The organism is Arsenicibacter rosenii, assembly GCF_001870735.1.
Lineage (GTDB): Bacteria > Bacteroidota > Bacteroidia > Cytophagales > Spirosomataceae > Arsenicibacter > Arsenicibacter rosenii.
Genome location: NZ_MORL01000001.1, coordinates 899,874 through 921,316, shown reverse-complemented (window position 1 = coordinate 921,316; position 21,443 = coordinate 899,874). Strand labels below are relative to the sequence as shown.

General features: G+C 52.4%; 20 protein-coding genes. 8 read left to right on the top strand and 12 right to left on the bottom strand.

What is annotated here, in order from left to right:
* Nucleotides 1-98: 98 nt before the first annotated feature.
* Nucleotides 99-1,580, bottom strand: coding sequence for a Gfo/Idh/MocA family protein (locus BLX24_RS03555; RefSeq protein ID WP_083421767.1), 1,482 nt, complete (start codon nucleotides 1,578-1,580; stop codon nucleotides 99-101).
* 189 nt (nucleotides 1,581-1,769) lie between these two features.
* On the opposite strand from BLX24_RS03555, the gene BLX24_RS03550 reads away from it, so the two are divergent.
* The 4 genes from BLX24_RS03550 to BLX24_RS03535 all read left to right on the top strand — a co-directional run bounded on the left by BLX24_RS03550 (nucleotide 1,770) and on the right by BLX24_RS03535 (nucleotide 5,177).
* Entirely contained in the window at nucleotides 1,770-2,189 is a 420-nt protein-coding gene (locus BLX24_RS03550) for a CBS domain-containing protein (RefSeq protein ID WP_071501650.1), read from the top strand.
* Between the two features lie 156 nt (nucleotides 2,190-2,345).
* Nucleotides 2,346-3,284 carry a hypothetical protein gene (locus tag BLX24_RS03545; RefSeq protein ID WP_143092550.1) on the top strand — a complete coding sequence of 313 codons (939 nt, stop codon included), beginning with the start codon at nucleotides 2,346-2,348 and terminating at the stop codon, nucleotides 3,282-3,284.
* A gap of 152 nt (nucleotides 3,285-3,436) precedes the next feature.
* Complete coding sequence (locus BLX24_RS03540) at nucleotides 3,437-3,997, top strand: RNA polymerase sigma factor (protein WP_071501648.1); 561 nt, start codon at nucleotides 3,437-3,439, stop codon at nucleotides 3,995-3,997.
* An 85-nt stretch (nucleotides 3,998-4,082) separates the two neighbouring features.
* Nucleotides 4,083-5,177 (top strand): SDR family NAD(P)-dependent oxidoreductase, encoded by a 1,095-nt coding sequence (locus tag BLX24_RS03535; protein WP_071501647.1) that lies wholly within the window; start codon nucleotides 4,083-4,085, stop codon nucleotides 5,175-5,177.
* A 109-nt stretch (nucleotides 5,178-5,286) separates the two neighbouring features.
* Here the strand turns inward: BLX24_RS03535 and BLX24_RS03530 are convergent, their stop codons facing one another.
* Nucleotides 5,287-5,583 (bottom strand): DUF3817 domain-containing protein, encoded by a 297-nt coding sequence (locus BLX24_RS03530; protein WP_071501646.1) that lies wholly within the window; start codon nucleotides 5,581-5,583, stop codon nucleotides 5,287-5,289.
* A gap of 129 nt (nucleotides 5,584-5,712) precedes the next feature.
* Between BLX24_RS03530 and BLX24_RS03525 the strand changes: the two genes are divergently transcribed.
* Nucleotides 5,713-6,573, top strand: coding sequence for a pirin family protein (locus BLX24_RS03525; RefSeq protein ID WP_083421766.1), 861 nt, complete (start codon nucleotides 5,713-5,715; stop codon nucleotides 6,571-6,573).
* Nucleotides 6,574-6,744: 171 nt separating this feature from the next.
* Here the strand turns inward: BLX24_RS03525 and BLX24_RS03520 are convergent, their stop codons facing one another.
* Nucleotides 6,745-8,571: a M61 family metallopeptidase gene (locus tag BLX24_RS03520; RefSeq protein ID WP_071501645.1), complete on the bottom strand. Its 1,827-nt coding sequence runs from the start codon at nucleotides 8,569-8,571 to the stop codon at nucleotides 6,745-6,747.
* A gap of 121 nt (nucleotides 8,572-8,692) precedes the next feature.
* Between BLX24_RS03520 and BLX24_RS03515 the strand changes: the two genes are divergently transcribed.
* Together BLX24_RS03515 and BLX24_RS03510 are read left to right on the top strand one after the other, a co-directional pair.
* Nucleotides 8,693-9,445 carry a 5'-nucleotidase C-terminal domain-containing protein gene (locus BLX24_RS03515; protein WP_083421765.1) on the top strand — a complete coding sequence of 251 codons (753 nt, stop codon included), beginning with the start codon at nucleotides 8,693-8,695 and terminating at the stop codon, nucleotides 9,443-9,445.
* Entirely contained in the window at nucleotides 9,423-10,346 is a 924-nt protein-coding gene (locus BLX24_RS03510; RefSeq protein WP_071501643.1) for a bifunctional metallophosphatase/5'-nucleotidase, read from the top strand. The genes BLX24_RS03515 and BLX24_RS03510 overlap by 23 nt, the downstream gene beginning before the upstream one ends.
* A gap of 84 nt (nucleotides 10,347-10,430) precedes the next feature.
* Here the strand turns inward: BLX24_RS03510 and BLX24_RS03505 are convergent, their stop codons facing one another.
* The 4 genes from BLX24_RS03505 to BLX24_RS03490 all read right to left on the bottom strand — a co-directional run bounded on the left by BLX24_RS03505 (nucleotide 10,431) and on the right by BLX24_RS03490 (nucleotide 13,313).
* Nucleotides 10,431-11,327, bottom strand: coding sequence for a mechanosensitive ion channel family protein (locus BLX24_RS03505; RefSeq protein WP_071501642.1), 897 nt, complete (start codon nucleotides 11,325-11,327; stop codon nucleotides 10,431-10,433).
* A gap of 75 nt (nucleotides 11,328-11,402) precedes the next feature.
* Complete coding sequence (locus BLX24_RS03500; RefSeq protein WP_071501641.1) at nucleotides 11,403-11,603, bottom strand: hypothetical protein; 201 nt, start codon at nucleotides 11,601-11,603, stop codon at nucleotides 11,403-11,405.
* A 6-nt stretch (nucleotides 11,604-11,609) separates the two neighbouring features.
* Entirely contained in the window at nucleotides 11,610-12,254 is a 645-nt protein-coding gene (locus BLX24_RS03495) for an RNA polymerase sigma factor (protein WP_083421764.1), read from the bottom strand.
* A gap of 252 nt (nucleotides 12,255-12,506) precedes the next feature.
* Entirely contained in the window at nucleotides 12,507-13,313 is an 807-nt protein-coding gene (locus tag BLX24_RS03490; protein ID WP_229201684.1) for a polysaccharide deacetylase family protein, read from the bottom strand.
* A 210-nt stretch (nucleotides 13,314-13,523) separates the two neighbouring features.
* Here BLX24_RS03490 and BLX24_RS03485 point away from each other — a divergent pair, with 210 nt between their 5' ends.
* On the top strand, nucleotides 13,524-14,954 hold the full coding sequence (locus BLX24_RS03485) for a glycoside hydrolase family 125 protein (protein WP_071501640.1): 1,431 nt from the start codon (nucleotides 13,524-13,526) through the stop codon (nucleotides 14,952-14,954).
* Nucleotides 14,955-15,021: 67 nt separating this feature from the next.
* Here the strand turns inward: BLX24_RS03485 and BLX24_RS03480 are convergent, their stop codons facing one another.
* From BLX24_RS03480 to BLX24_RS03460, 5 genes are all read right to left on the bottom strand, one after another.
* A complete protein-coding gene (locus BLX24_RS03480; RefSeq protein WP_071501639.1) occupies nucleotides 15,022-16,263 on the bottom strand; it encodes an MFS transporter in 1,242 nt (413 codons plus the stop codon).
* 107 nt (nucleotides 16,264-16,370) lie between these two features.
* Entirely contained in the window at nucleotides 16,371-17,675 is a 1,305-nt protein-coding gene (locus tag BLX24_RS03475) for a Gfo/Idh/MocA family oxidoreductase (RefSeq protein WP_071501638.1), read from the bottom strand.
* A 92-nt stretch (nucleotides 17,676-17,767) separates the two neighbouring features.
* A complete protein-coding gene (locus BLX24_RS03470) occupies nucleotides 17,768-18,538 on the bottom strand; it encodes a 3-ketoacyl-ACP reductase (protein WP_071501637.1) in 771 nt (256 codons plus the stop codon).
* Between the two features lie 4 nt (nucleotides 18,539-18,542).
* Nucleotides 18,543-19,988 (bottom strand): oxidoreductase, encoded by a 1,446-nt coding sequence (locus tag BLX24_RS03465; protein WP_071501636.1) that lies wholly within the window; start codon nucleotides 19,986-19,988, stop codon nucleotides 18,543-18,545.
* Nucleotides 19,985-21,373: a glycoside hydrolase family 88 protein gene (locus tag BLX24_RS03460; RefSeq protein WP_071501635.1), complete on the bottom strand. Its 1,389-nt coding sequence runs from the start codon at nucleotides 21,371-21,373 to the stop codon at nucleotides 19,985-19,987. The genes BLX24_RS03465 and BLX24_RS03460 overlap by 4 nt, the downstream gene beginning before the upstream one ends.
* Nucleotides 21,374-21,443: the final 70 nt, after the last annotated feature.

Genomic DNA, 21,443 nt, shown 5'->3' with positions numbered 1-21,443 from the left:
CTTTCTGCTCTAAGCCCCTTCACCAACAAAAAAGGGCGTAACGCCAGAGACAATGAATGTCGCCTGGTGCTACGCCCTTTGCGCTTAGCGCTACGTCCTTAAACCAGCTTCCAGCCTTCGCGGTATTTACGCGAAACAAACTGATTCGCTTCGTCGAAGTTTGTAATCTTCATGTTCTTGCCGTCCCAGGTCAGTTTTTTGCGGCCAGGGTAATCGAACCCACCCCCGTTACGGGCAGTCCGGACGTTGGAACTGCGAATAGCCAGGTTACCCATCAGTACCGATTCTGTCAACGGACCGGCAAAGTCGAACGACGAAGTCAGTTCCTTGTGCTCTTTGCTGTTGAAGCCGGCTTTGCAGGCATTCGTCCACAGCACCTGGTGACCATATTCCGGATAGGTTTTGTCGTTCTGACGGGCCAGTTCTTCGGCCGACAGTTCGAACTTCTCCCCTTTTTTCGTGAATACTTTCGGGTCGCGGCCATACATGCCACACATCATCAGGCCTTTGTCGCCGATCATGAATACGCCGTTAGCGCCGTTGTCGTCGCTCATCGGCTCGTTTTCGGGCAGAAATTCCGGACGGAACGGACGGATACCTCCGTCAGACCAGGTCATTTTAACCGGCGTTTTGTTTTTGTCGGTTGCCGGGAAAGCCAGCTGCACATACGATGATGGCGGGCAGCCTTCCGGAATGTATTCCGGTGTCCAGTCTTTCAGGAACACCGCACCAATGCTGGCTTCCACTTCGGTCGGGTAGCCCAGACCCAGTACGCGGAACGGAACGTCCATCTGATGGCAGCCGATGTCGCCCAGAGCGCCGGCACCGAAGTTCCACCAGCCACGCCACTTGAAGGGGTGATAGGCCGGCGTATAACCGACTTTTTCGGCGGGTCCGATCCAGGTATCCCAGTCCAGTTCCGACGGCACTTCGCCCGCTCCCGCCGGTACCGGAATACCTTGCGGCCATACCGGGCGGTTGGTCCAGATATGGATTGTATGCACTTTACCGATCAGGCCTTTGTCGAACCATTCGACCATCTTTTTCTGCGACGGGTTCGACGAGCCCTGATTACCCATCTGGGTTACTACTTTGTATTTACGGGCGGCTTCGGTCAGCATTCGTGCCTCGTAGATGTTGTGTGTCAGCGGCTTCTGGACGTACACGTGTTTGCCCAGCTGCATGGCAGCCATTGCCACCACCGCGTGAGAATGGTCGGCGGTCGATACCGTTACGGCATCAATGTTTTTCGCTTCTTTCTCCAGCATCACGCGGAAGTCCTTGTAACGGGCCGCTTTCGCATGGGTCTCGAAGTTCTTTTTCACCTGGTCACGACCCCAGTCCACGTCACAAAGGGCGACTAAATTGTTAGCGCCTTTATTAAACGCGTTGTTGGTATCCGAAAAACCTTTTCCGGCAACACCAACACCGGCAATATTTAGTTTGTCTGAAGGGGCGATAAACCCTTTCCCGAGAACGTGCCGTGGGACGATAAAGAAACTACCGGCGGCAGCTAAAGCACCTGCCTGGATAAACTGCCGGCGGCTTGTTGTGGTTGAGTTTTGTTCTTTCTGGCTCATGAACGAAGTAAGTGGCATTTACTGCAATAAAGGCACAATCTTAAATTATTTACTAAAGAGGGCGAAAAATTCAGAAAATGATAACAATTGCGCGTCTTCATTGAGCAGGAACAGGACTTGCGGTGAGGCTTATCATCAGATACCGCACCGGCTTTTCTGACCTTTGACGCAATCAAAAACGCAAAGCATATGAAACGCAGAGAACCTGTTTCAACCATTATGACCAGTTCAGTGCTGACAGTGAATCTGAACGATGATCTCCATCAGGTAATTGACCTCATCAACCACCATAAAATCAGACATGTACCGGTCCTGAATGCGGGTGAAATCGTGGGAATGATCAGCCGTACCGATATTAACCGGTTAACGTTCAGTTCGCTGTTCGACGGCCAGGATGATGCCGATGAAGCAGTTTTACAGATGCTGACCATCGCGCAGGTCATGACCCACAAACCACGGACAATTCCGGCTACTATGACCATCCGTGAGGTGGCCGAAGTGTTTACCGAAGAAGAGTTTCATGCGCTGCCTGTCGTTTCCGGAGATAATACGCTGGCCGGTATCGTTACGACTACGGATGTCATCAACTATTTGCTCGATCAATATTGAGCCGATGCATTCACAGAAATAAAATGTGACCACATAAGTACGGGCTGTTTGCTGATGAACAGTAGAACTTATGTGGTCATTTTATTGAAATTCTGCTCTGAAATTGATTTATTTGAATCTATAATTATATTTATCCATGTGCTGTCTTATCCCGTTATGCAGTCATATCCAGTTAAAATTCAGCACATCAGTGATCTGTTTATCACCGCTTCATCCGGTGAGGTGACTGGTTTTATCCCATCTATATCCATAGCTGATGTAACAGCCGATGTCTGGAAAGCGATTTCGAAGAGCATGCGCCCGGCTCTGTCAGAAGCATTTATCCGGGAGTTCGCCGACCGGCTCGACTGGAATCTGATTTCCCGTTACCAGCCCCTGCGCCCGGAATGGGTCGAAGCCAATAAAGGTCGGTTAAACTGGCATATACTGACAATTTATCAGCGTATCCCGAAAGACTGGATGTGGCCGTTCCGGGAATACATCGATTGGGAAGTAGTATCAAAAGGGGAAGAATACGGATATTATCTCAATGAAGCATTTCTGGCCCGCTTCAGCCATTACGTAAACTGGGGCCTGGTCTCGGCCCGTGTTGGTTTACCGGAGCATACCATTGCCCGCTTCCGGAACCGCGTCGACTGGGAGTCGATCTGTCAGCACCAGACCTTATCCGAAAAGTTTATGAACCGACATGCCGACCGGCTCGATTGGCGGGCCGTTTCGATGCACCAGAGCTTGTCGGAAGCGTTTATCGCCCATTTTCAGGATCGGGTCGACTGGCGGGCGGTGTCGATGCATCAGACCTTGTCAGAAGCGTTTATCGAGCAATTCGCCGACCGGGTCGACTGGAGCTGTATTTCGGCGGGTCAACAGCTTTCCGAAGCCTTTATCGAGCGATTTGCCGATCGGGTCGACTGGCAGGAGATATCCTATTACCAGAAACTGTCTGGGGTGTTCCTTGAACGCTTTAGCCGTCAGCTGAACTGGTATACGGTTTCGGTCCGGCAACGGGTCTCTCCGGCCTTGATCGCCGGCCATGAAGAAGCGATCCGGCAAGGCCGGAAGGAATACCATGCACGGTACGGTATTTACCAATAAACTGTTTTAGTAAATAAATAAGATAGTACTGCCCTCACTGTGCCTACATGATCCTATTAAAAAAGTTTACAATGTGAGAATCTAAGTGTTAGAAGTTAGCGTATAGTGGATTATAGTAATTTGTACGACTCAACAGCTAACCCAAGGATTGCATGGCGCAGTATTTACCCCACTCATTAAGTGATGAAGATGTTGTTAAATTGTATTGTCTGACCGCCGAAGCGCACTATTACACCTTACTTTATAACCGATACACGAGAAAAGTCTATCATAAATGTCTGTCTATAACCCGTGATGAAGAACTGGCCCGTGATTATACACAGGATATCTTTCTGCGCTTACTGACAAAACTGAATAAGTTTGAGGGCAGGGCTACGTTTTCGACCTGGTTATTTACGCTTACCCGAAACTATTGCGTAACCCAGATTCGCTCCGTCCGGACGCGCTCAGAAGAGCTGACCGAAGAATATAATTCAGTGTATATGGCTGAAGATCAGGATCAGACTGATTACCGGCTGAGCGCTCTGCAACAGGCGATCTCGACACTTACGCTTAAGGAAATCGAGATTCTGCGGATGAAGTACTTTGACGATCTGGAGATGACGCAGATTAGTAAAGAACTTAGCCTCAATGTAAGTGCCGTAAAAATGCGGCTGAAGCGAAGCCGTGATAAATTGCGCACAAGGATGGAACAGATCGACACCTTCTTGTAAGTCACCGTAAAATTAAAGCAGAAACTTTGTGCAAACATCTGTTCGGCTATTCCGTTGTTTTAGTTAAGACAAAACTGACAACGTTATGAATACTAGTGCAGGTAAAACCGCTCTGATTACGGGCGCATCCAGCGGTATAGGGCTGGAATTAGCAAAATTGTTTGCCAAAGACGGCTATAATCTGGTGTTAGTAGCCCGCAGCGACGATAAACTGCAACAATTGGCCAATCGCTTCAACGACGATTACGGTATCGAAACAACCGTTATCGGGAAAGATCTCTCAGAAGAAGATGCGGCGCAGGATGTATACAATCAGGTGCGCGAAAAAGGCCTTACGATCAATGTGTTGGTGAATGATGCCGGGGTAGGGGCATACGGCAAGTTTGCTAACGAAACGGAATGGGAGCGTGAAAAGGCGCTGATTCACCTGAATGTGCTGGCAACGACCCAGATGACCAAGCTCTTTCTGAAAGAGATGGTGGAACGTAACGAAGGGAAAATTCTGAATCTGGCCTCGCTGGTTTCGGTGACACCATTCCCGCTGATGGCCGTATATGCCGCTACCAAAGCATACGTTTATAACTTCACCCAGTCGTTAATCAACGAGCTGAAAGACACTAAGGTGACGGTAACGGCCTTGTTGCCCAATGCGACAAATACAGACTTCTTTAACAAAGCCGGTGCAACCAATATCCGTGCGACTGACCAGGTCGATGACCCGGCAATGGTTGCGAAAGACGGGTACAAAGCGCTTATGGCCGGTGAAAGCAAAGTAGTGCCGGGCGGTCTGGTTAATAAAATGTACGAAGTAATGGCTTATGTGGCTCCTCAGGAGGCCGTTGCAGCCATGATGCGTTATAACAACGAGCCTAAGGCTGAGCCTAAAGAGCAGAAAAAAGAAGAAGGTTCAGACAAGGCCGCAAACTCATCCGCACTGGCATGGGGACTTGGTATTGCGGCCGTCGCGGTTGCCGGGGTGGCGCTTGCCGTAGCGTACAGCAATTCCAGTGTCGTTGACAAATGGCGCTATAAGTATAAGTTGGGTAAGCTGAAATGGAAAGCAAGCCGTGGGTATGCCCATGCGTCTGACGAAGCCGTCGATCTGGTATCAGAGGCCTCGAAAGCTGTCAGTAACGGGCTCGATAATCTTCGCCAGACGGTCGCCCGCGCGGTAAACTAACTGATAAAGAGCGAATAAAAAAACCTGCCGGTGCAACAAGCACCGGCAGGGTTTTTTATTGAGCATCGCACGGGCCGTCACGCTTTGACCGCGTAAGCGGGCCACGCTTTCACTCTTTAAACAGCTTCATTTCTGCCCAGAAAGTACCAAACGGGATAACAGAAGCCAGCAGGGCGAGGATTGTTTTACGGGCATTCCACCGGTATTCAATTTTGGCCTGTATAACCAGAAATACGTAGCCTACAAATAACAGGCCGTGTAGCATACCAATGATCCGGTTTGGCCCGGGCATACCGTAGCCGTATTTGAGCGGCATGCCGATTGCCAGCAGGGCAATAAACGACAAGCCTTCCAGAAAAGCCAGAATACGCAGCTGACCAATGGTTGTTTTAATGAGATTTATCATGGAGAAGTACAAATAACCGTTTTAACAAAACTACCGGCAAAGATACAGACAAAGTGAGTTCGAAGGCATCAGAACAGGAGAACCCTTGGCCGGTAAGTTGCGTTAAAATGGTAAATAGTTGACAACCCCATGGCACAACGCACGATCCAGCAACTCATACAACCGCGGGCACAGCGCATTGGTCCGCTTACGATGCACCAGCCATTACCGGTAGCCGGTATCCAGCAGATTGACCCGTTTCTGTTGCTTCATCATCACGGACCGCAGGTTTTTCCGGCTAATAACAGCGGATTACCGTTCGGACCGCACCCCCACCGTGGTTTTGAGACGGTAACGTTTATTTATGAAGGCGACGTACAGCACCGCGACAGCAGCGGGTTTTCGAGTACGATCAGTAAGGGAGGGGTGCAGTGGATGACAACCGGGAGCGGCCTGGTGCATTCCGAAAGCTCGTCGGCCCGTTTCCGGCAGCAGGGCGGACCTGTTGAACTGATTCAGCTATGGACAAACCTGCCCGCGCGGCTGAAAATGGTAAAACCCAATTATATCGGTTTGCAGCAAGACCAAATTCCGGTCGTTCCGGTTGGCGAAGGGAAGGGAAAGCTGGCGGTTGTTTCCGGTACCTGGTCCGGCATTACGGGCCCCGTCAATCCGGTCTATGATGTAAAGCTGGCCAATCTGACATTAGAAGCCGGTGGCCGTTACATATTGACTATCCCGTCTGAACGGAACGTACTGTTTTATCAGCTGGCCGGTCGCAGCCTGGTGAACGGAAAAGCAGTGGAAGGACGCGGGATGCCGGTGTTTGCCAACGATGGCGACGAAATCGTTATCGATGCAGCCGAAACATCCCGTATACTGCTGGGCTCGGCCCTGCCGATTAATGAACCGGTGGTTTCGCACGGGCCGTTTGTGATGAATACACCCGAAGAAATCCGGCAGGCGATTTACGATTACCAAACGGGTAAAATGGGCGTTCTGACTGAATAGGGAGCTGAGGGAAGACTGTTTTAATAATAGTTTAGATTACCTCAAGCGGCTTCTTTAAATGGCTACAAACCACATAGCCACATAGTAAAACAAAGATTGTTTAGTTCTTATGTGCCCTATGTGCCTATGTGGTAAATCAATAGGAGCCTCAGGTCGGCTTCTGGTATAGCTTTAGTGCTTTGCCTGCGGGCCTACCCATTTTGTCCGCGCCGAAACGTCGGCCTCTGACGGGGTGCTGCCTGCCTTTTCAGACACTATCACTTCCTGATTCGGGTTTTCTTCGGTCAGTATCGTCGTGGTCCGCGTCTGGCCACGGTGCTGGTACTGCACCGTCAGTTTATCGCCCGGCTTTTGCTCACTCAACAGGCTCCGGAGGGCATCCGTTGTCTTAATGGGCTGGTTATTAACACTCACAATCACATCGTCGACATCCAGTCCGGCTTTATACACCGGCGTGTTCTTTACGGTGTTCGCCGGAATAATCAGCCCTTTATCGGTGTCTGTAAACCGCAGATTGCCGATCCAGGCCTTGCCGGGAGCCGCCGGTTTAACGGTATAACCGACCGGTTTCAGCAGCGGCGCGTACTCAATCGGGGCATGCCCGTTGATGTATTTACCGAAAAAAGCAGCCGCATAGTCCTGGTTAGTAACCGTCGCCAGTACTTCCTGCAAACCGTCGACGGTGTAAGGCACTTCGGGTTTGCCGAACCGCTTCCAGACCGCCTGCATGTAGTTGTCCAGCGTTTTGCCGAACCGCTGGCGCAGGTCGAGATCAAGCGCGAGGGCAACGGCCGCCCCGTAGGTATAGTACGAGGTAAACATGTTGACGTAGTTGTTCCGGTCAATCGAGACACCGGCATCGACGAACACGGCATGGCGGCTGGCGTCAATGGGGGTATACTGCGTGGCGCCTGGCGTCTGGGTTTTGGTGAACACCAGCCCCGAAATCGTACCGGCATATTCTTCAGGGGTAACGAAGCCGGCGCGGGCCATCAGCAACTCACCGTAATACTGCGTAAAGCCCTCGGCAAACCACAACTCGTTACTCATGTTGCTTTTTTCGAAATTAAACGGCTCCAGCGTTTTCGGCCGGATGCGTTCCACATTCCAGCAGTGGAAAAACTCGTGGGCAAACACGCCCAGTGTCCGGCTCTGGCCGTTAAAATTGGTAATACCCGACGAAATCATGGTAGAGTTGCGGTGTTCCATGCCATCGCCTTTGACATAGGGATTCAGGCTGGCAATGAAGGTATAGGTGCCATAATCATACGCCGGGAACTCGCCGTAAACAGCGCCGGCCTCATCGACGATACTGGCAATTTTGCCGGCATAGGCTGTTGCGACTGAGTCGGTAACGGCTGCTTCGAGGGCCAGCCGGAACGTAACCGGTTTGCCATCCGCATTCGTCCGTTTCCACTCCTTGATGATCAGATCGCCGATTTTCGTCGGCGAATCCATAAAATACTGCAGATTCGGTGCAGTAAAGGTGTAAGGGTCATTCGTGCCGACGAGCTGCGTGGCAACTTTGCCGGCATTCCCGTCGGGCAGACTGAAGTGGACGGTAACCGGCTTACTGTCATACCCTTTTAACCACAGAAACGTAGCCGGCATATTCAGGTGAATACTCTGCGGATCAATCCCCATGTAGGTGCCGTCGGGGTGGTTGCCATAAAGTGTATAGCTGACCCGTACAAACCCGTTGTGCTTCGGTACTTCATACACATCGCCGTCGATGCGGTTGATGGGCAACGGCTGGTTGTTCTGGTCGAAGGCCTTGACGTTGTAGATGTTTTTGCCGAACTCGTGGGTAGCATACCGTCCCGGCGATGACCGGCTCATCCGGAACGTGGCCGGTTGTTTGGGCAGTTGCGCCACCGACAGCGAAATGTCGGCTTCGTGGTGTACGGCGTTCGGAAAAGTCAGATCGTACCGGATGGTCTGGGCATGTGCCGCCCCGAGAGTAAGTGCCGCGAGGGCTGATAAAAGATAGCGGTTCATGTAGGCTAGAGAAGCGTAATGCGGGCTCAAGTTAATAGATCACGGCCAAATTGTTACTACAGAGCGCCGAAACCGGCCGGGATGTGGTATTTTCTGTAAATTTGAACTCCAAACAACTCGTATGCGCATACAACAAACTACCGGAGCCTTGTTGCTGATGCTGGGACTGTTCGTGGGTTGTCACCGACCCTACCAGTTTACCGGCCAGCACTACAAACGGCTGACAATCGATGAAAAAGCCGCGACTGACAGCGGTACGGCGGCTTTGCTTCGTCCCTATAAGCAAAAGATGGATCAGAGCATGAATGAGGTGCTGACGGTAACGCCGGCCCCGCTCGACAAGAAAAAGCCGGAAGGCGGATTTACGGACATGCTGACAGACATGTTGCTGGAACGTGCGCAGCAAAAATATAACAAGCCGATCGACGTATCGCACCTGAATTTTTCGGGGGTTCGGTCAGGCCTTCCGAAAGGGAATATTACGGTGGGGAACGTGTATGAGGTAATGCCTTTCGATAACCTGCTGGTGGTTGTTACAGTCAAAGGCAGCATGCTGATGCAGTTTCTGGACCACTTCGCCCAACACGATGATGCCCTGGTTGTTGGCGGAATCCGTGTCACAATGAAGGATAAAACGGTGCAGTCGGTTACGTTTAACAACGGCCGGACATTCGACCCGAACCAGACTTACACCATTGCCATGAGCGATTACGTGGCCAACGGGGGGAGCGATGCGTCGTTTCTGAGCAACGCCGTTGCACGCGACAATGTGAACTACCTCATCCGTGACGCCTTTATTGAAGCCATCCGGCAACAAGGAAAATCAGGTCAACCGTTAAACCCGCAACCCGATGGACGCATTACAATCCAATAGACGATCATTTTTAAAACTGATGGGATCGGCGGCGGTAATCGGCAGTCTGACGCCCGACACCCTGCTCGCCGCCGCTAAAAAAGCCACTACCCTGACCATTCTGCATACCAACGATGTCCACAGTCGCCTGGATCCTTTTCCGATGGACGGTAGCCGGAACGCCGGTAAAGGAGGCGTTGCCCGCCGGGCTACGCTGGTGCAGCAAATCCGGAAAGAGCAGAAAAACGTGTTGCTCTTTGATGCCGGCGATATTTTTCAGGGGACACCGTACTTTAACCTCTACAAAGGTGAGCCCGAAATTCTGGCCATGAATCAGTTGGGCTACGATGCCGGTACCATCGGCAACCACGACTTCGACGGTGGCATCGACAACATGAAAACCCAGTTTGGTAAGGCTACATTTCCGTTCCTGATTGCCAATTACGACTTCAGAAACACGCCGATGGAGGGACAGACCCAACCGCACCGAATCTTTACTGCTGATGGCGTTAAGGTGGGTGTGTTTGGCCTGGGAATACAGCCGGACGGCCTGATCCCGAAAAACCTGTACGGGGAGATGAAGTACCTCGATCCGCTGGAAATTGCCAGTCAGACGGCCGGAGAACTGAAGAAAGACAAAAAGTGTGACTATGTTATTTGCCTGTCGCACCTCGGCTATAAGTATAATGACGCCATGGTTTCGGATCATGTGCTGGCGGCCAGAACCCGGCATATTGACCTGATCATCGGCGGACACACCCATACGTTTCTGGACGCGCCGGTGGCCGTAAATAACCTCGATAGCAAACCAACCCTGATCAATCAGGTTGGTTTTGCCGGTATCTATCTGGGGCGTATCGACCTGTCATTTGAACAGGGCAAAGGCCACGCGGTGACAGACGGCAAAGCCGTTTCGGTATAAGCCGCCTGTATGCTGTAAAAAATAACGTCCCGGCCAGGCTGGCCGGGACGTTGTCGTTAGGGGGTAACAGATTGTAGCCGTTAATCAGGGGTGAGAATCTATGCCATCCGGCTGGAAATGCGGCTGAGGGGCTTCCTGTTCTTCCGGTTCGGCAGCTCCCAGGTAAACAACGATTTTATTTTGCAGGGTCGACATTGGAATCCGGGTGATGTCTTTGCCGGTTTGCAGCAGAATCGTTGACTGATTAATGCTGGTAATGGTTCCCTCAATATCGTCGATGCGGATACGCTGGCCGATCTCAAACTGCGACCGGCTATAGATCGACGATAAGGTGTTGACCATGATTTCTTTGGACGAAAGGCCGTATCCGAGAGCAAAGGCAAAAATAGCTCCGCCAATCAGGAGGTTAAAGCTGGATTCAAGCAGGGTCGTATTGATACCAGCCTGCGATAAGGCCGAAATGATGACAACCAGCAGTACAAAAGCAAAGACAACCGTACCGAGGTTCCGCGCGGAAGGGATGTTAAAGGACGCGGCCAGGGTCGTGACGGCTTTTTTCAGCGCGTCGGCCACCATGATACCAATTTGCAGCATAATCGCGGCTGCGATCAGCCGTGGGATGAATGCTACCAGTGACTGAATCATTTTGCTGATGGCTTCGACACCGAGCGTTTCGGTCGATGCTGTGATAAAAATCAGCAGAACGAAGTAATAGATAATTTTAGAGATGACCTCCGAAAGCTTGATTTCGGTTTGTAGCTGCCGGATAAACTGGACTTCGTTGAGCCGCTCGCCGAGCTTGTCGAGACCGATCCGGGAAAGCACCCGCAGTGCCAGCCGGCTGAATAACCGCGCAAGCCCGAATCCCAGAATCAATACCACGGCAGAACCGATCAGTCGTGGAAAAAAACTGAACACCGAATTGACGAAACTCATCACGGTGTTCATCATAATACCATAAATATCAGGAGAGGATTGCATAGTACAAGAGATTTAACCTCCACAATCCCGGTCTACGGGCAGAAGGAAGCCGGGTGTATTGTGAAGAGACAGGTTTTATTGTGTTTTACTCGTCCCTGGTTTGCTGCCGGGAGTAAGAAGCTGATTCATTACTTCAGGGAAGCCGGCACTAAACGTGTGTAGCACACTCAGCACATTCCGGATGTCTTGTATATCTTGTTGTAGTGATTTCTGAATAAAAGCGGGAGCTTTTGCTTCGGCTTCAATGACTTTAAAGGGTTTTTCAATACGACTCATAAACGTTTAAAAAAACCGGAACGGTAGTTTAGCGGCAAAACGGGATAGTATCATAAGTACCAAAGCTAACGTTTCCAGATAATATTTTCTAAGTTTTTTTCGGGCCTGTGCTACCCGCAGCGCTGCCGACCCCTCACTTGTTTTTAGAATGTGGCCTATTTCACGGAACGAAAACTCATCCTGAAAGCGCATCATCAGTACGCTTTGTTCTTCCGGATTCATTTTTTTCATCGCTTTCTGCAAGTCTGCCACCGTCATATCCGAAAAGTCATCCTCTAGTTCATCTTTACCCGGCAATTCATCGGCTGTCGGGAAAAAATGCTGTTCTTTCTTCCGGAATCGTACCTGATCCAGACAATAATTATAGGTCATGCCGTATAGCCAGGTGGAAAAACGGGCCTGTTCCTTAAATGTTGAGATACGGGTGAGCGCTTTAAAGAAAATGTCATGCGTGAAATCAGACGCCAGCTCCGGATCTTTCAGAAAGGAAAGACATTTTCCATAAACGTTATCGCAATGCCGCGTATACAACACGTCGAAGAACCGGTCGTCCTGGGACAACAGATAGTGTTGTACCAGTTCTTCATCACTGAGTGGTTTCAGGTTAAATCCTGGAAATAATGCGTTTTGTGTTGAAGTAGCAAGATACATAATGGTACGTTCTGTTTCCGTGTATGACTGACTGTCAGGGGCTAAAAAATGGGTTTTCAGCTACGAAGTGCAGAAAGAATGATGCCAATAAAAACACCCTCTGTCTGAATGCCTGTAGACCGGAAGCAAAAGCCGGTTGGGCTACAAACGTCATTCAGACGGAGGGTGAGTTACCAGGTAACGCTCTGCATTAACAAATTGAAATAAATAGGTTGTTAAATGCCGGTAAGCTGGTTTTGAGTTAATAAAATATCATTTTTGCGGCGCCTGACGGGCTTGCCGGAAGGCTTTGACCGACTTGGCTACGTCAAGGAAAGAAGCGGTCCAGACCTCTTTATCCTGTTGTTTCAGGAACTGTATCAGCTTTTTGTGCTCGGCCTCATCGACGTTCAGGTTATGTTCACCCCCTACACCATGAAACAGAAAGACAAGGACCGAATTGGTGGCGATGGCCTGTTTAACGAGTTCGATCATCTGCTCGCCGGTCTGGCCATTGATGACATAGGCATCCACATTGGTCAGGTCAATATTTTCGGCTTTCTGCATGCGGCTGACCACACCACGGGCGGCGACAAAATCCTGTTTTACCGGTTCGTAATAGTTTTTGCCTTCCACCATCCGGTCGCCGCAGGGGAAGGCAAACGTCCGTTCCTTTTGGGCATCCATTACCTCCAGCAGGGTATTGGTCATGCGGATTTCGTCCAGAATCCGGGCCATGGTATAGGTGTTGAGATCATGCGCTGGTTTGACCCACTCGCGGCCCGGACCACCGGCACACGGATGAAACAACGTATGATTGCCCAGCTCATGCCCGTTGGCGGCGGCCCGCTTCCAGTCGGCGATGCGGGCTTTCAGGCCCGGGAAGTTGCCGGCAAGGTAAAAGGTGCCCTTGAGTCCGACCGCATCGAGGGCCGGAATGGCTTTATCAAGATGTACCTGCAGGGCGTCATCATAGGTAAGCGCAACGGCACACTTACGGCCGTGCCAGTCGGGCAGGTGTTGGGCAATCAGAACAGATGGGGTCAGCAGGGTTAGCAGCGACAGGTAAAGCGTTTTCAACGTGTCAGAATTAGTAGATAAAAATTGGTTAAAGGTAGGCATTTCGGTCCGGAAACCGAACCTTGGCGGTAATCCGGTCGCATTAGTTGTGAAAAAGCCGTTTTTTTGCGTATTCCCGGAAAACAACATGCTATGGAGCAGAGGGGCGGGCGTATACCAGCCACGGAATAGCCTGTTCGATAGCCTTATAGAGCGTAACAATCTACTTTTATGAATCGTCGTAATTTTGTCAAACAATCGGCAGTAGCGGGTATGGCTGTAATGGCCGGTGGCCCGGGGCTGGCTTCGGTGAACGATACTTCGTTTCCTGTAGTCAGAATACCTGCTTTTGAACGAAAATTTACCAGTAGAGCGGTTGAGGAAACCATAGCCAATGTAAAAAGAACCGTCAGAGATCCTGAACTGGCATGGCTGTTTGAAAACTGCTTTCCCAATACGCTGGATACCACAGTGCAGTATTCCGAAAATCATGGCAGGCCTAATACGTTCGTAATTACCGGCGATATCGATGCCATGTGGCTGCGCGACAGTACGGCACAGGTTTGGCCCTATCTGCCACTGACCCGACAGGATGAGTCGCTGAGAAAACTCATTGCCGGGGTAATCCGGCAGCAGGCGCAATGCATCCTCCTTGACCCGTATGCCAATGCGTTTTATCCGGATCCGTTCCGGGAAGGCGAGTGGAAAAAAGACATTACAGCGATGAAGCCGGGACTGCATGAGCGCAAATGGGAGCTCGATTCGCTGTGTTACCCGATCCGGTTGTCTTACCACTACTGGAAAACCACCGGCGATACATCACCGTTTGGCCGGGATTGGGCAAAAGCCATGCAGCTGGTGCTGAGAACATGCCGTGAACAACAACGGAAGCAAGGCCAGGGACCTTACCGTTTCGGACGGGAGACCGCCTGGTCAACCGATACCGTTCCCGGCAACGGATACGGCAATCCGACACGCCCGATTGGTTTGATTCACAGTATTTTCAGACCATCCGATGATGCGACGGTATTCCCCTTCTACGTACCTTCCAACTGGTTTGCGGTGGTGTCGATGCGGCAACTGGCAGCTATGATGGAAGTGTTGCATCCGGATATTCCGCTTGCCTATGACTGCCGTGCCTTAGCGGACGAGGTCGAGAAAGCCCTGAAAGAATATGCAGTTTACAACCATCCGGTTTTCGGTAATCTGTATGCCCTCGAAGTTGATGGGTTCGGCAACAGACTGCTACAGGATGATGCCAATGTGCCAAATCTGCTGTCGTTACCATATCTGGGAGCCTGTACAACCAACGATACCATTTACCGGAATACCCGCCGGTTTGTCCTGAGTAACTACAACCCGTATTTCTTTACCGGCAAAGCGGCACAGGGTATCGGCAGCCCGCATACACTGGTAGAAAACATCTGGCCGATGAGTCTGATTATGCGGGCCCTGACCTCGACCGACGATCAGGAAATTGTCGCTCAACTGCGGATGCTGAAGAAAACACATGCCGGGACCGGCTTTATGCACGAGTCGTTTAATCAGGATGACCCGTCGAAATTTACCCGGAAGTGGTTTGCCTGGGCAAATACCCTGTTTGGTGAGCTGATCCTGAAAGTTTCGGCCGAGCGCCCGCATCTACTGGCGAGGGAGCTGTAACCTGAAAAATAGCGGTGGCATGACCGGCTGTTGGCCCTGTTCCGGTCGTGCCACTACGCTTATCCGCCTACTCTTCTACATAATTCAACTCCTTGGTAAAGGTTTCTTCCATGAAGTAAAGGGCGATTAACGCCAGACACACCGTCAGGAACCCTACACCCAACGCGCTGCCCAAAACGCCAATCTGCCCTTTGCCCCAGACAAATAAGGTAGTCAGCGGGATAACGGCCCCACGGACAAAATTCGGAACTGTCGTTGCAACGGTGGCGCGGAGGTTGGTGCCGAACAGCTCGGCTGCTATGGTGACGAAAAGGGCCCAGTAACCGTTGGCCAATCCGAGCAGAAAGCAGATAATGTAGAAGGTGTTAAGGTCGTTGACCGGCATTAGTAAATATACCAGCACAAAGCCAAAAGACAGCAGAATGAAGCCGGTAATGACCTTTTTACGGCTTTTCAGAAACTGACTGAGCAGCCCGCTGGCCACATCGCCGCCAACCTGTCCGAGAAAGGCAATCATCACGGCCTTCCCCGCAACAACCGGTTCCGTTAACCCCATGGCCTGCCCGAATTCGGGGGAAAACGTAATCAGAATACCGACCACAAACCAGATCGGCAGCCCGACCAGGATGCATTGCAGGTATTTCAGCAGGCGGGGCTTACTGAAAAACAGCATCATCAGATCGCCGCGCTTCACCTGCCGGTCTTTAACCACTTCGAAGATCGCTGATTCCAGAATGTTTACGCGCATGACAAGCAACAGCAGGCCCATGCCGCCGCCGACGAAATATGAATTGCGCCAGGCAAACAGATCCGCGACAAAATAAGCCAGAATCGCGCCCAGAACGCCCATTGTCGCTACGATTGTGGTCCCGTAACCACGAATCTGGCGGGGCAGCACTTCGGTTACGAGCGTAATGCCTGCCCCCAGTTCACCGGCAAGACCTACACCGGCGATAAACCGGAGAACGGCATATTGGGACAGAGACGTGACCAGACCGTTGCCGATATTGGCCAGGGAGTAAATCAGAATGGAGCCGAACAGGACAGAAAGCCGGCCGCGCTTGTCGCCCAGTACACCCCAGAAAATGCCACCCACCAACAAACCGGCCATCTGCATGTTGAGCAAATAAATACCTTCGGGCAAAAGCCGGTCTGCGCCGACGCCCAGGTCTTTCAGGCTGGGCACCCGGACAACACTGAACAGAAAAAGATCGTACATGTCGACGAGGTAGCCAAGGGCGGCAACCAACACCGGCAGGCTGAGGAGCTGACTGGTGGTTTTTTGGGGAAGAACGGGTTCCTGAACCATGAAAGGATACGGGTTAATAGGTTGGGTTGTCAGAAAAAAGTGGTGGCACAACCGCTGGTCATGTCCGGACGACCGGCAGGCGGGGCCACCACGATCAGATGAATGGACTAAACTTGTTGCGGTACCAGATAAGGTGCCCTGTATTTGCGGGTAAGCATGCCGTTGGCTTCGGCATCTCCGATGAACTGTTCTTTTTTCGGGTCAAACTTCAGCGTCCGGCCGAGGCGATACGAAATGTTGCCCAGGTGGGCGATCCCCGAGGCCAGGTGAGCGGTTTCGACCGGTCCGTTCAGCTTTGATTTATCGCGGGCCCGGACGGCTTCGATAAAGTTCAGGTAATGATCACCACCCGCCTTGTTGGCCGGGCCCGGCGTACGCTCTTTGCCAAGGTAGGTTTTGTATTCATTGTAGCCATTGACGACCATGTAGCCTTTGTCGCCGTAGAAAAGGTTACCGATTTCAACGCCATCTTCCTTGTTGGTCATCCATGGCCGCACCTCAAACTGAATGACCTTGCCTTCTTTCGGGTATTTGTAGACCGAAGTCAGCGTCTCCGGGGTTTCCTTGCAGTCGTTCCACAGAAATTTCCCCCCCGATGAACTGATTTCTTCCGGCAGGCCGACGTCTAAGCCCCACATACACAGATCGGTTTCGTGGATGCCCTGGTTGCCGATGTCGCCGTTGCCGTAGTCCCAGAACCAGTGCCAGTTGTAGTGAACATAGTTTTTGCTGAACGCTTTGGTCTGCGCCGGGCCCTGCCACATATCCCAGTTGAGGCCTTCCGGAACGGGTGAGGTGCCCTGATTGCCGATGTCGGGACGCCATTTGAACACCAGGCCGCGGGCCATGTAGACTTTACCGATCAGCCCATCGCGCAGGTGTTTGATGGCTTCCTGAATGGCTACCGAACTACGGAGCTGGACGCCATGCTGCACAATGCGGTTGTATTTCGCCGCTGCTTCGACCAGCTTCCGGCCTTCGTAGAGGTTATGTGCCCCCGGCTTTTCGACATACACATCCTTACCGGCCTGACACGCCCAGATCGCCGCCAGCGCATGCCAGTGGTTAGGTGTGGCAATGCTGACCGCATCTATGTTTTTGTCTTCGTACACGCGGCGCAGGTCTTGCTCGGTATGCACTTTGCGGTTATACGTTTTTTCAAAGTCGGCAGCGCGTTCGGCGGCAACCACCTTATCGACATCGCACAGGGTAACGACTTCGACATCTTTGAGCCGTGAAAAACCGGAAATATGGTCTTTCCCGCGGCCATTGACACCAATAACGGCGACCCGGATGCGGTCGTTGGCCCCGAAGGCATGGGACGGAATAATCGTCGGCATTCCCATAACAGCCAGGGAACCCGTGGCCGCCGTTTTGAGGAAGTCACGGCGCGATTCAAGGGTACTCTTCATACGTGAATTAAGGTTTAGGAATAAATTGTCACGTAATCAAAAGCAAAAGATAATCAGGAACTAACGTGTATTTGTAACCTGATTTGTTAAAATTATAACCGTGACGTGGTCAGCCCGCCGTCGACCATGATGACCTGGCCGGTTGAGTAGGGGAAATCGCCCTTTGCCAGCGCGGCTACGGCCCTGCCCACGTCATCCGGCAGTCCCCACCGCTTTTGCAGGCAGAGCCCGTCTTCAATCAGCTTGTCGTATTTAGCCGTGACACCGGCTGTCATATCGGTCCGGATAATGCCCGGCCGCACTTCATAGACCGGAATGTCGAACTCCCCGAGCCGGACGGCAAAAAGCTGTGTTGCCATGCTGATACCGGCTTTGGCCACACAATATTCCCCGCGGTTGACCGAGGCTACCGTTGCTGAAACCGAAGAAACGTTGATAATACACCCCCAAAAGGATGGATTAGCCTGTTTCTGGGCAATCAGCCAGTTTGCTGCGGCCTGGGTCAGAAAATAAGGCCCCTGCAGGTTGGTTGTTACTACGTAGGCAAAGCTTTCTTCGGTCGCCTCCAGCATGTCGCGGCGTTCTTTCGGGGCAACACCGGCATTATTAACCAGCACGTTCAGGCGACCGAAATGGTCATTGATCGTCGCCAGGATGCCGGCACGTGCGTCGGCCGATGCAATGTCGCCCCGGCAATAGACAACGTCGGCCCCGAGGGCACGGAGTTCGGCGAGAGGCTCCTGCACGGCCTCTTCGGGTCTGACCCCGTTGATGGCCAGATCAAAACCGGCCCTGGCAAGGTGGCGTGCAATGCCCAGACCGATTCCGCGGGTACCTCCTGTTACTAAAGCTATCGGTTTCATGCGGTTACAGGCTGTCTTTCACCTCTTTTAATTGCTCTGCCTCAGGGCTTTTCTTATATAACGGATCGAGCGGATAACAACCCGAAATAATCCCGTTGCGCGGGGCGGTAGTACAGTCTGAAAACGTCCGGCAAATCAGATTACGGGTCAGGGTTTTACCTTCGGTCATATCCGCAGGCATAGTCGGGTAGGAGAGCACCATCCGCCCGAAACCGATGCTGTCGGCCATGCCGTGACTGAGCACATACTGCGCCACATTCGGCAACCACTCCTGAAGATACGAGTATCCGGAGCCAATGATGATCAGGTCAGGGAATGCCTGCTTGAGCGCGTGGGTAACGTCGATCTGGCGTTTGACCCCAATAAGCGGGTCTTCCGGTGGCAGGTAACCGTCGGAAGGCGGAAACAGGGCCGGCCGCATCAGGTGCGGGTTATAATAAGGACTGCCACCTGTGATACAAACCAGTTCAATGTCCAGCGACTGTAGCAAAGAAAGGAATGCTTTGGTTTCGGTCAGGTCGAGGCCCAGGCCGTTTTCCTGGCCGCCAAACGCATACGGATACGTTCCGGCAGGCTCCGGAATGCCCTGACCGTCGGTTCCTTTTTTGAACGGTAAAAAGTCAAAGGCACTGAGCCGTACCCCGATACCAAGGCCGGGTGCAGCTTCGCGGATGCCCGCCACAATGCTGCGGAGGTAACGGGTACGGTTTTCAAACGACCCGCCGTAGCGGCCTTCGCGGTCAACGGCGCTCAGAAATTCATGGCCCAGATACCCGTGGCAATGCTTGACATCCACAAAATCGTACCCCGCCTGCTGAGCCAGTACGGCGGCCTCGATATACTGCTGAATGATGCCGTCAATGGCTTCGTCGGTCAGGGTCGGGTAGTCCTGTGCCATCCCGAATTTGCTGTTCAGAAACGGGTGACTGTACAGGATCTTCGGCTCAAACTGTTTATGACTGTGTGGCTTGCAGAAACGGCCCGAATGGGTCAGCTGCAGGCCAATCAGCAAATCATCTGTTGTTTCGAATCGGGCGGCATGTTCGGTCAGCAGCAGTTGCCGGAGAGCGACAAACTCGTCGTAGGTGTCCTTGTTCAGAACCAGCTGATTCGGATTGGCTTTGCCTGAATGGCATACGGCAACCGCCTCGCAGCCGAATAGCAGTTTAGCGCCGCTGACGGCAAATTTCCGCCAGCGGTTGCGGGTAAAATCGGTCGGCCGGCCGTCGGGCGTACCGTCCCAGCCTTCCATGGGCAGAATACACAGGCTGTTGCCAATGGTTTTGCCTGACTTGAGCTGAATCGGTTTCCGGAACGGGCTCTCGGCCGGGGGGAATAATGTATCGTCAAACGGCAGGTCTATCTGGTTTGTTTGCAGGTAGTTGCGCAGATCGCCGGCCGTTTTCAATTGCGCCATGCGCGGAAAGCGGGGTTTGTATTTTTCGCTCATCGTGGCAAGCAGTTAAAAAACGTATAGTACGGTTGGGTTGGGTCAGCGAGTCGCTGTACATAAAGCGCCAGTTCGCGCAGGTGGTAGTCACCCCACATGCTCGACTCCCCATACGGAATCGGGCTGCCGGCCGGTATATAATCCCAGCCATTCGGGCGATGGTAAATCGAGTGCAGCAAGAGCCCCTGGTGGGCCGGATCGGTGCTCAGATACGGCTCGTCGAGTAAGGTGTTCAGCACGGTCAGACCGGCCCTGGTGTACCGTTGGCCTGCTTCGTGGTCGCCTTTGGCCGTGAGGTAGTTGCCAAGCCGCAAGAGCCCCTGTGCTCCGATGGCCGCCGCCGAACTGTCGACGGGTTCAAAGGCATTAAACGGATCGGCAGGGCGGTCGAGGTAATCGCCGAGCAGGTGCAGGAAAGGGGCGCCGGTATCCCAGTACGGGACACCGTCGGTTGGGGTATATTCGATGTAAAAATCGCAGGTAGCTGTTGCGGCTTTCAGCATCCAGGCTTCAACCGCTTCCCGGCCGCCAAATGGTTCAAGCTCAGTGTCGGGCAGGGTGTTCAGGTATTCGAGCTGCTCGGGGAACCCGCACATGGCCCAGGCCAGGCCGCGGGTCCAGGTCGAAAAGCCGGTATAGCCTTGCTGGGAATTCGGGCAGCGGAAATTACCGTCTTTTGTATTGAAGACACTTTCGTGGGCTGTCCGGCCCCACACATCGTAGCTGTCGCGGCCTTCGCCATAAAACACGGAATAGTCGGCGGTGGCTTTAATGTGTTGTAACGCCCGGTCAAGGAGGTTGATCCGGATGTCGTTTTCGGCCTGAAACACATGCCCGAGACTGTGACTTACCACCAGGGCGCGGCACGACCGGATGGTATCCACAAAGAGCGAATGCGGGCCGTTGAAGGAGTGAATGAAACCACCGTTTTTGATGGTGGTCCAGCGGCTCGCCTGCACGGCTCCGGAAATTTTCAGTGCCAGTTCATAGAAATGCTGCTCCCAGTCCTGCTGCGGAATGCGGCCTTCGCGCATGAGCCGGAGCAGGTTGCCATACGTACTAACGTTGTTGAAACCATGGTCGTGTACACCAATATGGCTGACGTGCGGCGCCATGGCCTGCACCGTCTGGCGGCGGCCCTCATCCAGAAAATAGCTGTCGCCGGTGGCATCGAACTGTAGAATAGAGGATCCGTACTGAAAGCCCTGTGTCCACTCCGTCCAGCCACGGGTGGTGTATTTACCGGCAGCCGTGAACACGGGGGAGCCTTTGGTCGTATCGTATTCCGCGTCAATGAGGCGGATTTTTTTGGCCGAAAGCTCCCAGAACCGGGTTAATTTCGAAGAAAGGTCGGCGGGTGTAAGGTGGTCATTAATCTGAATCATCGTTTCCGGATTAGAAAAGCGAGGAATAGGTTGTTGTTGGGTTTACCCACTAAAGAGCGTAGGCTGGCCT

Coding starts and splice junctions, on each gene's coding strand:
- BLX24_RS03465 (WP_071501636.1), bottom strand. CDS start 19,988: ATGAGCGAAAAATACAAACCCCGCTTTCCGCGCATGGCGCAATTGAAA.
- BLX24_RS03555 (WP_083421767.1), bottom strand. CDS start 1,580: ATGAGCCAGAAAGAACAAAACTCAACCACAACAAGCCGCCGGCAGTTT.
- BLX24_RS03550 (WP_071501650.1), top strand. CDS start 1,770: ATGAAACGCAGAGAACCTGTTTCAACCATTATGACCAGTTCAGTGCTG.
- BLX24_RS03485 (WP_071501640.1), top strand. CDS start 13,524: ATGAATCGTCGTAATTTTGTCAAACAATCGGCAGTAGCGGGTATGGCT.
- BLX24_RS03470 (WP_071501637.1), bottom strand. CDS start 18,538: ATGAAACCGATAGCTTTAGTAACAGGAGGTACCCGCGGAATCGGTCTG.
- BLX24_RS03535 (WP_071501647.1), top strand. CDS start 4,083: ATGAATACTAGTGCAGGTAAAACCGCTCTGATTACGGGCGCATCCAGC.
- BLX24_RS03530 (WP_071501646.1), bottom strand. CDS start 5,583: ATGATAAATCTCATTAAAACAACCATTGGTCAGCTGCGTATTCTGGCT.
- BLX24_RS03500 (WP_071501641.1), bottom strand. CDS start 11,603: ATGAGTCGTATTGAAAAACCCTTTAAAGTCATTGAAGCCGAAGCAAAA.
- BLX24_RS03475 (WP_071501638.1), bottom strand. CDS start 17,675: ATGAAGAGTACCCTTGAATCGCGCCGTGACTTCCTCAAAACGGCGGCC.
- BLX24_RS03545 (WP_143092550.1), top strand. CDS start 2,346: ATGCAGTCATATCCAGTTAAAATTCAGCACATCAGTGATCTGTTTATC.
- BLX24_RS03495 (WP_083421764.1), bottom strand. CDS start 12,254: ATGTATCTTGCTACTTCAACACAAAACGCATTATTTCCAGGATTTAAC.
- BLX24_RS03515 (WP_083421765.1), top strand. CDS start 8,693: ATGCGCATACAACAAACTACCGGAGCCTTGTTGCTGATGCTGGGACTG.
- BLX24_RS03510 (WP_071501643.1), top strand. CDS start 9,423: ATGGACGCATTACAATCCAATAGACGATCATTTTTAAAACTGATGGGA.
- BLX24_RS03525 (WP_083421766.1), top strand. CDS start 5,713: ATGGCACAACGCACGATCCAGCAACTCATACAACCGCGGGCACAGCGC.
- BLX24_RS03505 (WP_071501642.1), bottom strand. CDS start 11,327: ATGCAATCCTCTCCTGATATTTATGGTATTATGATGAACACCGTGATG.
- BLX24_RS03540 (WP_071501648.1), top strand. CDS start 3,437: ATGGCGCAGTATTTACCCCACTCATTAAGTGATGAAGATGTTGTTAAA.
- BLX24_RS03480 (WP_071501639.1), bottom strand. CDS start 16,263: ATGGTTCAGGAACCCGTTCTTCCCCAAAAAACCACCAGTCAGCTCCTC.
- BLX24_RS03520 (WP_071501645.1), bottom strand. CDS start 8,571: ATGAACCGCTATCTTTTATCAGCCCTCGCGGCACTTACTCTCGGGGCG.
- BLX24_RS03460 (WP_071501635.1), bottom strand. CDS start 21,373: ATGATTCAGATTAATGACCACCTTACACCCGCCGACCTTTCTTCGAAA.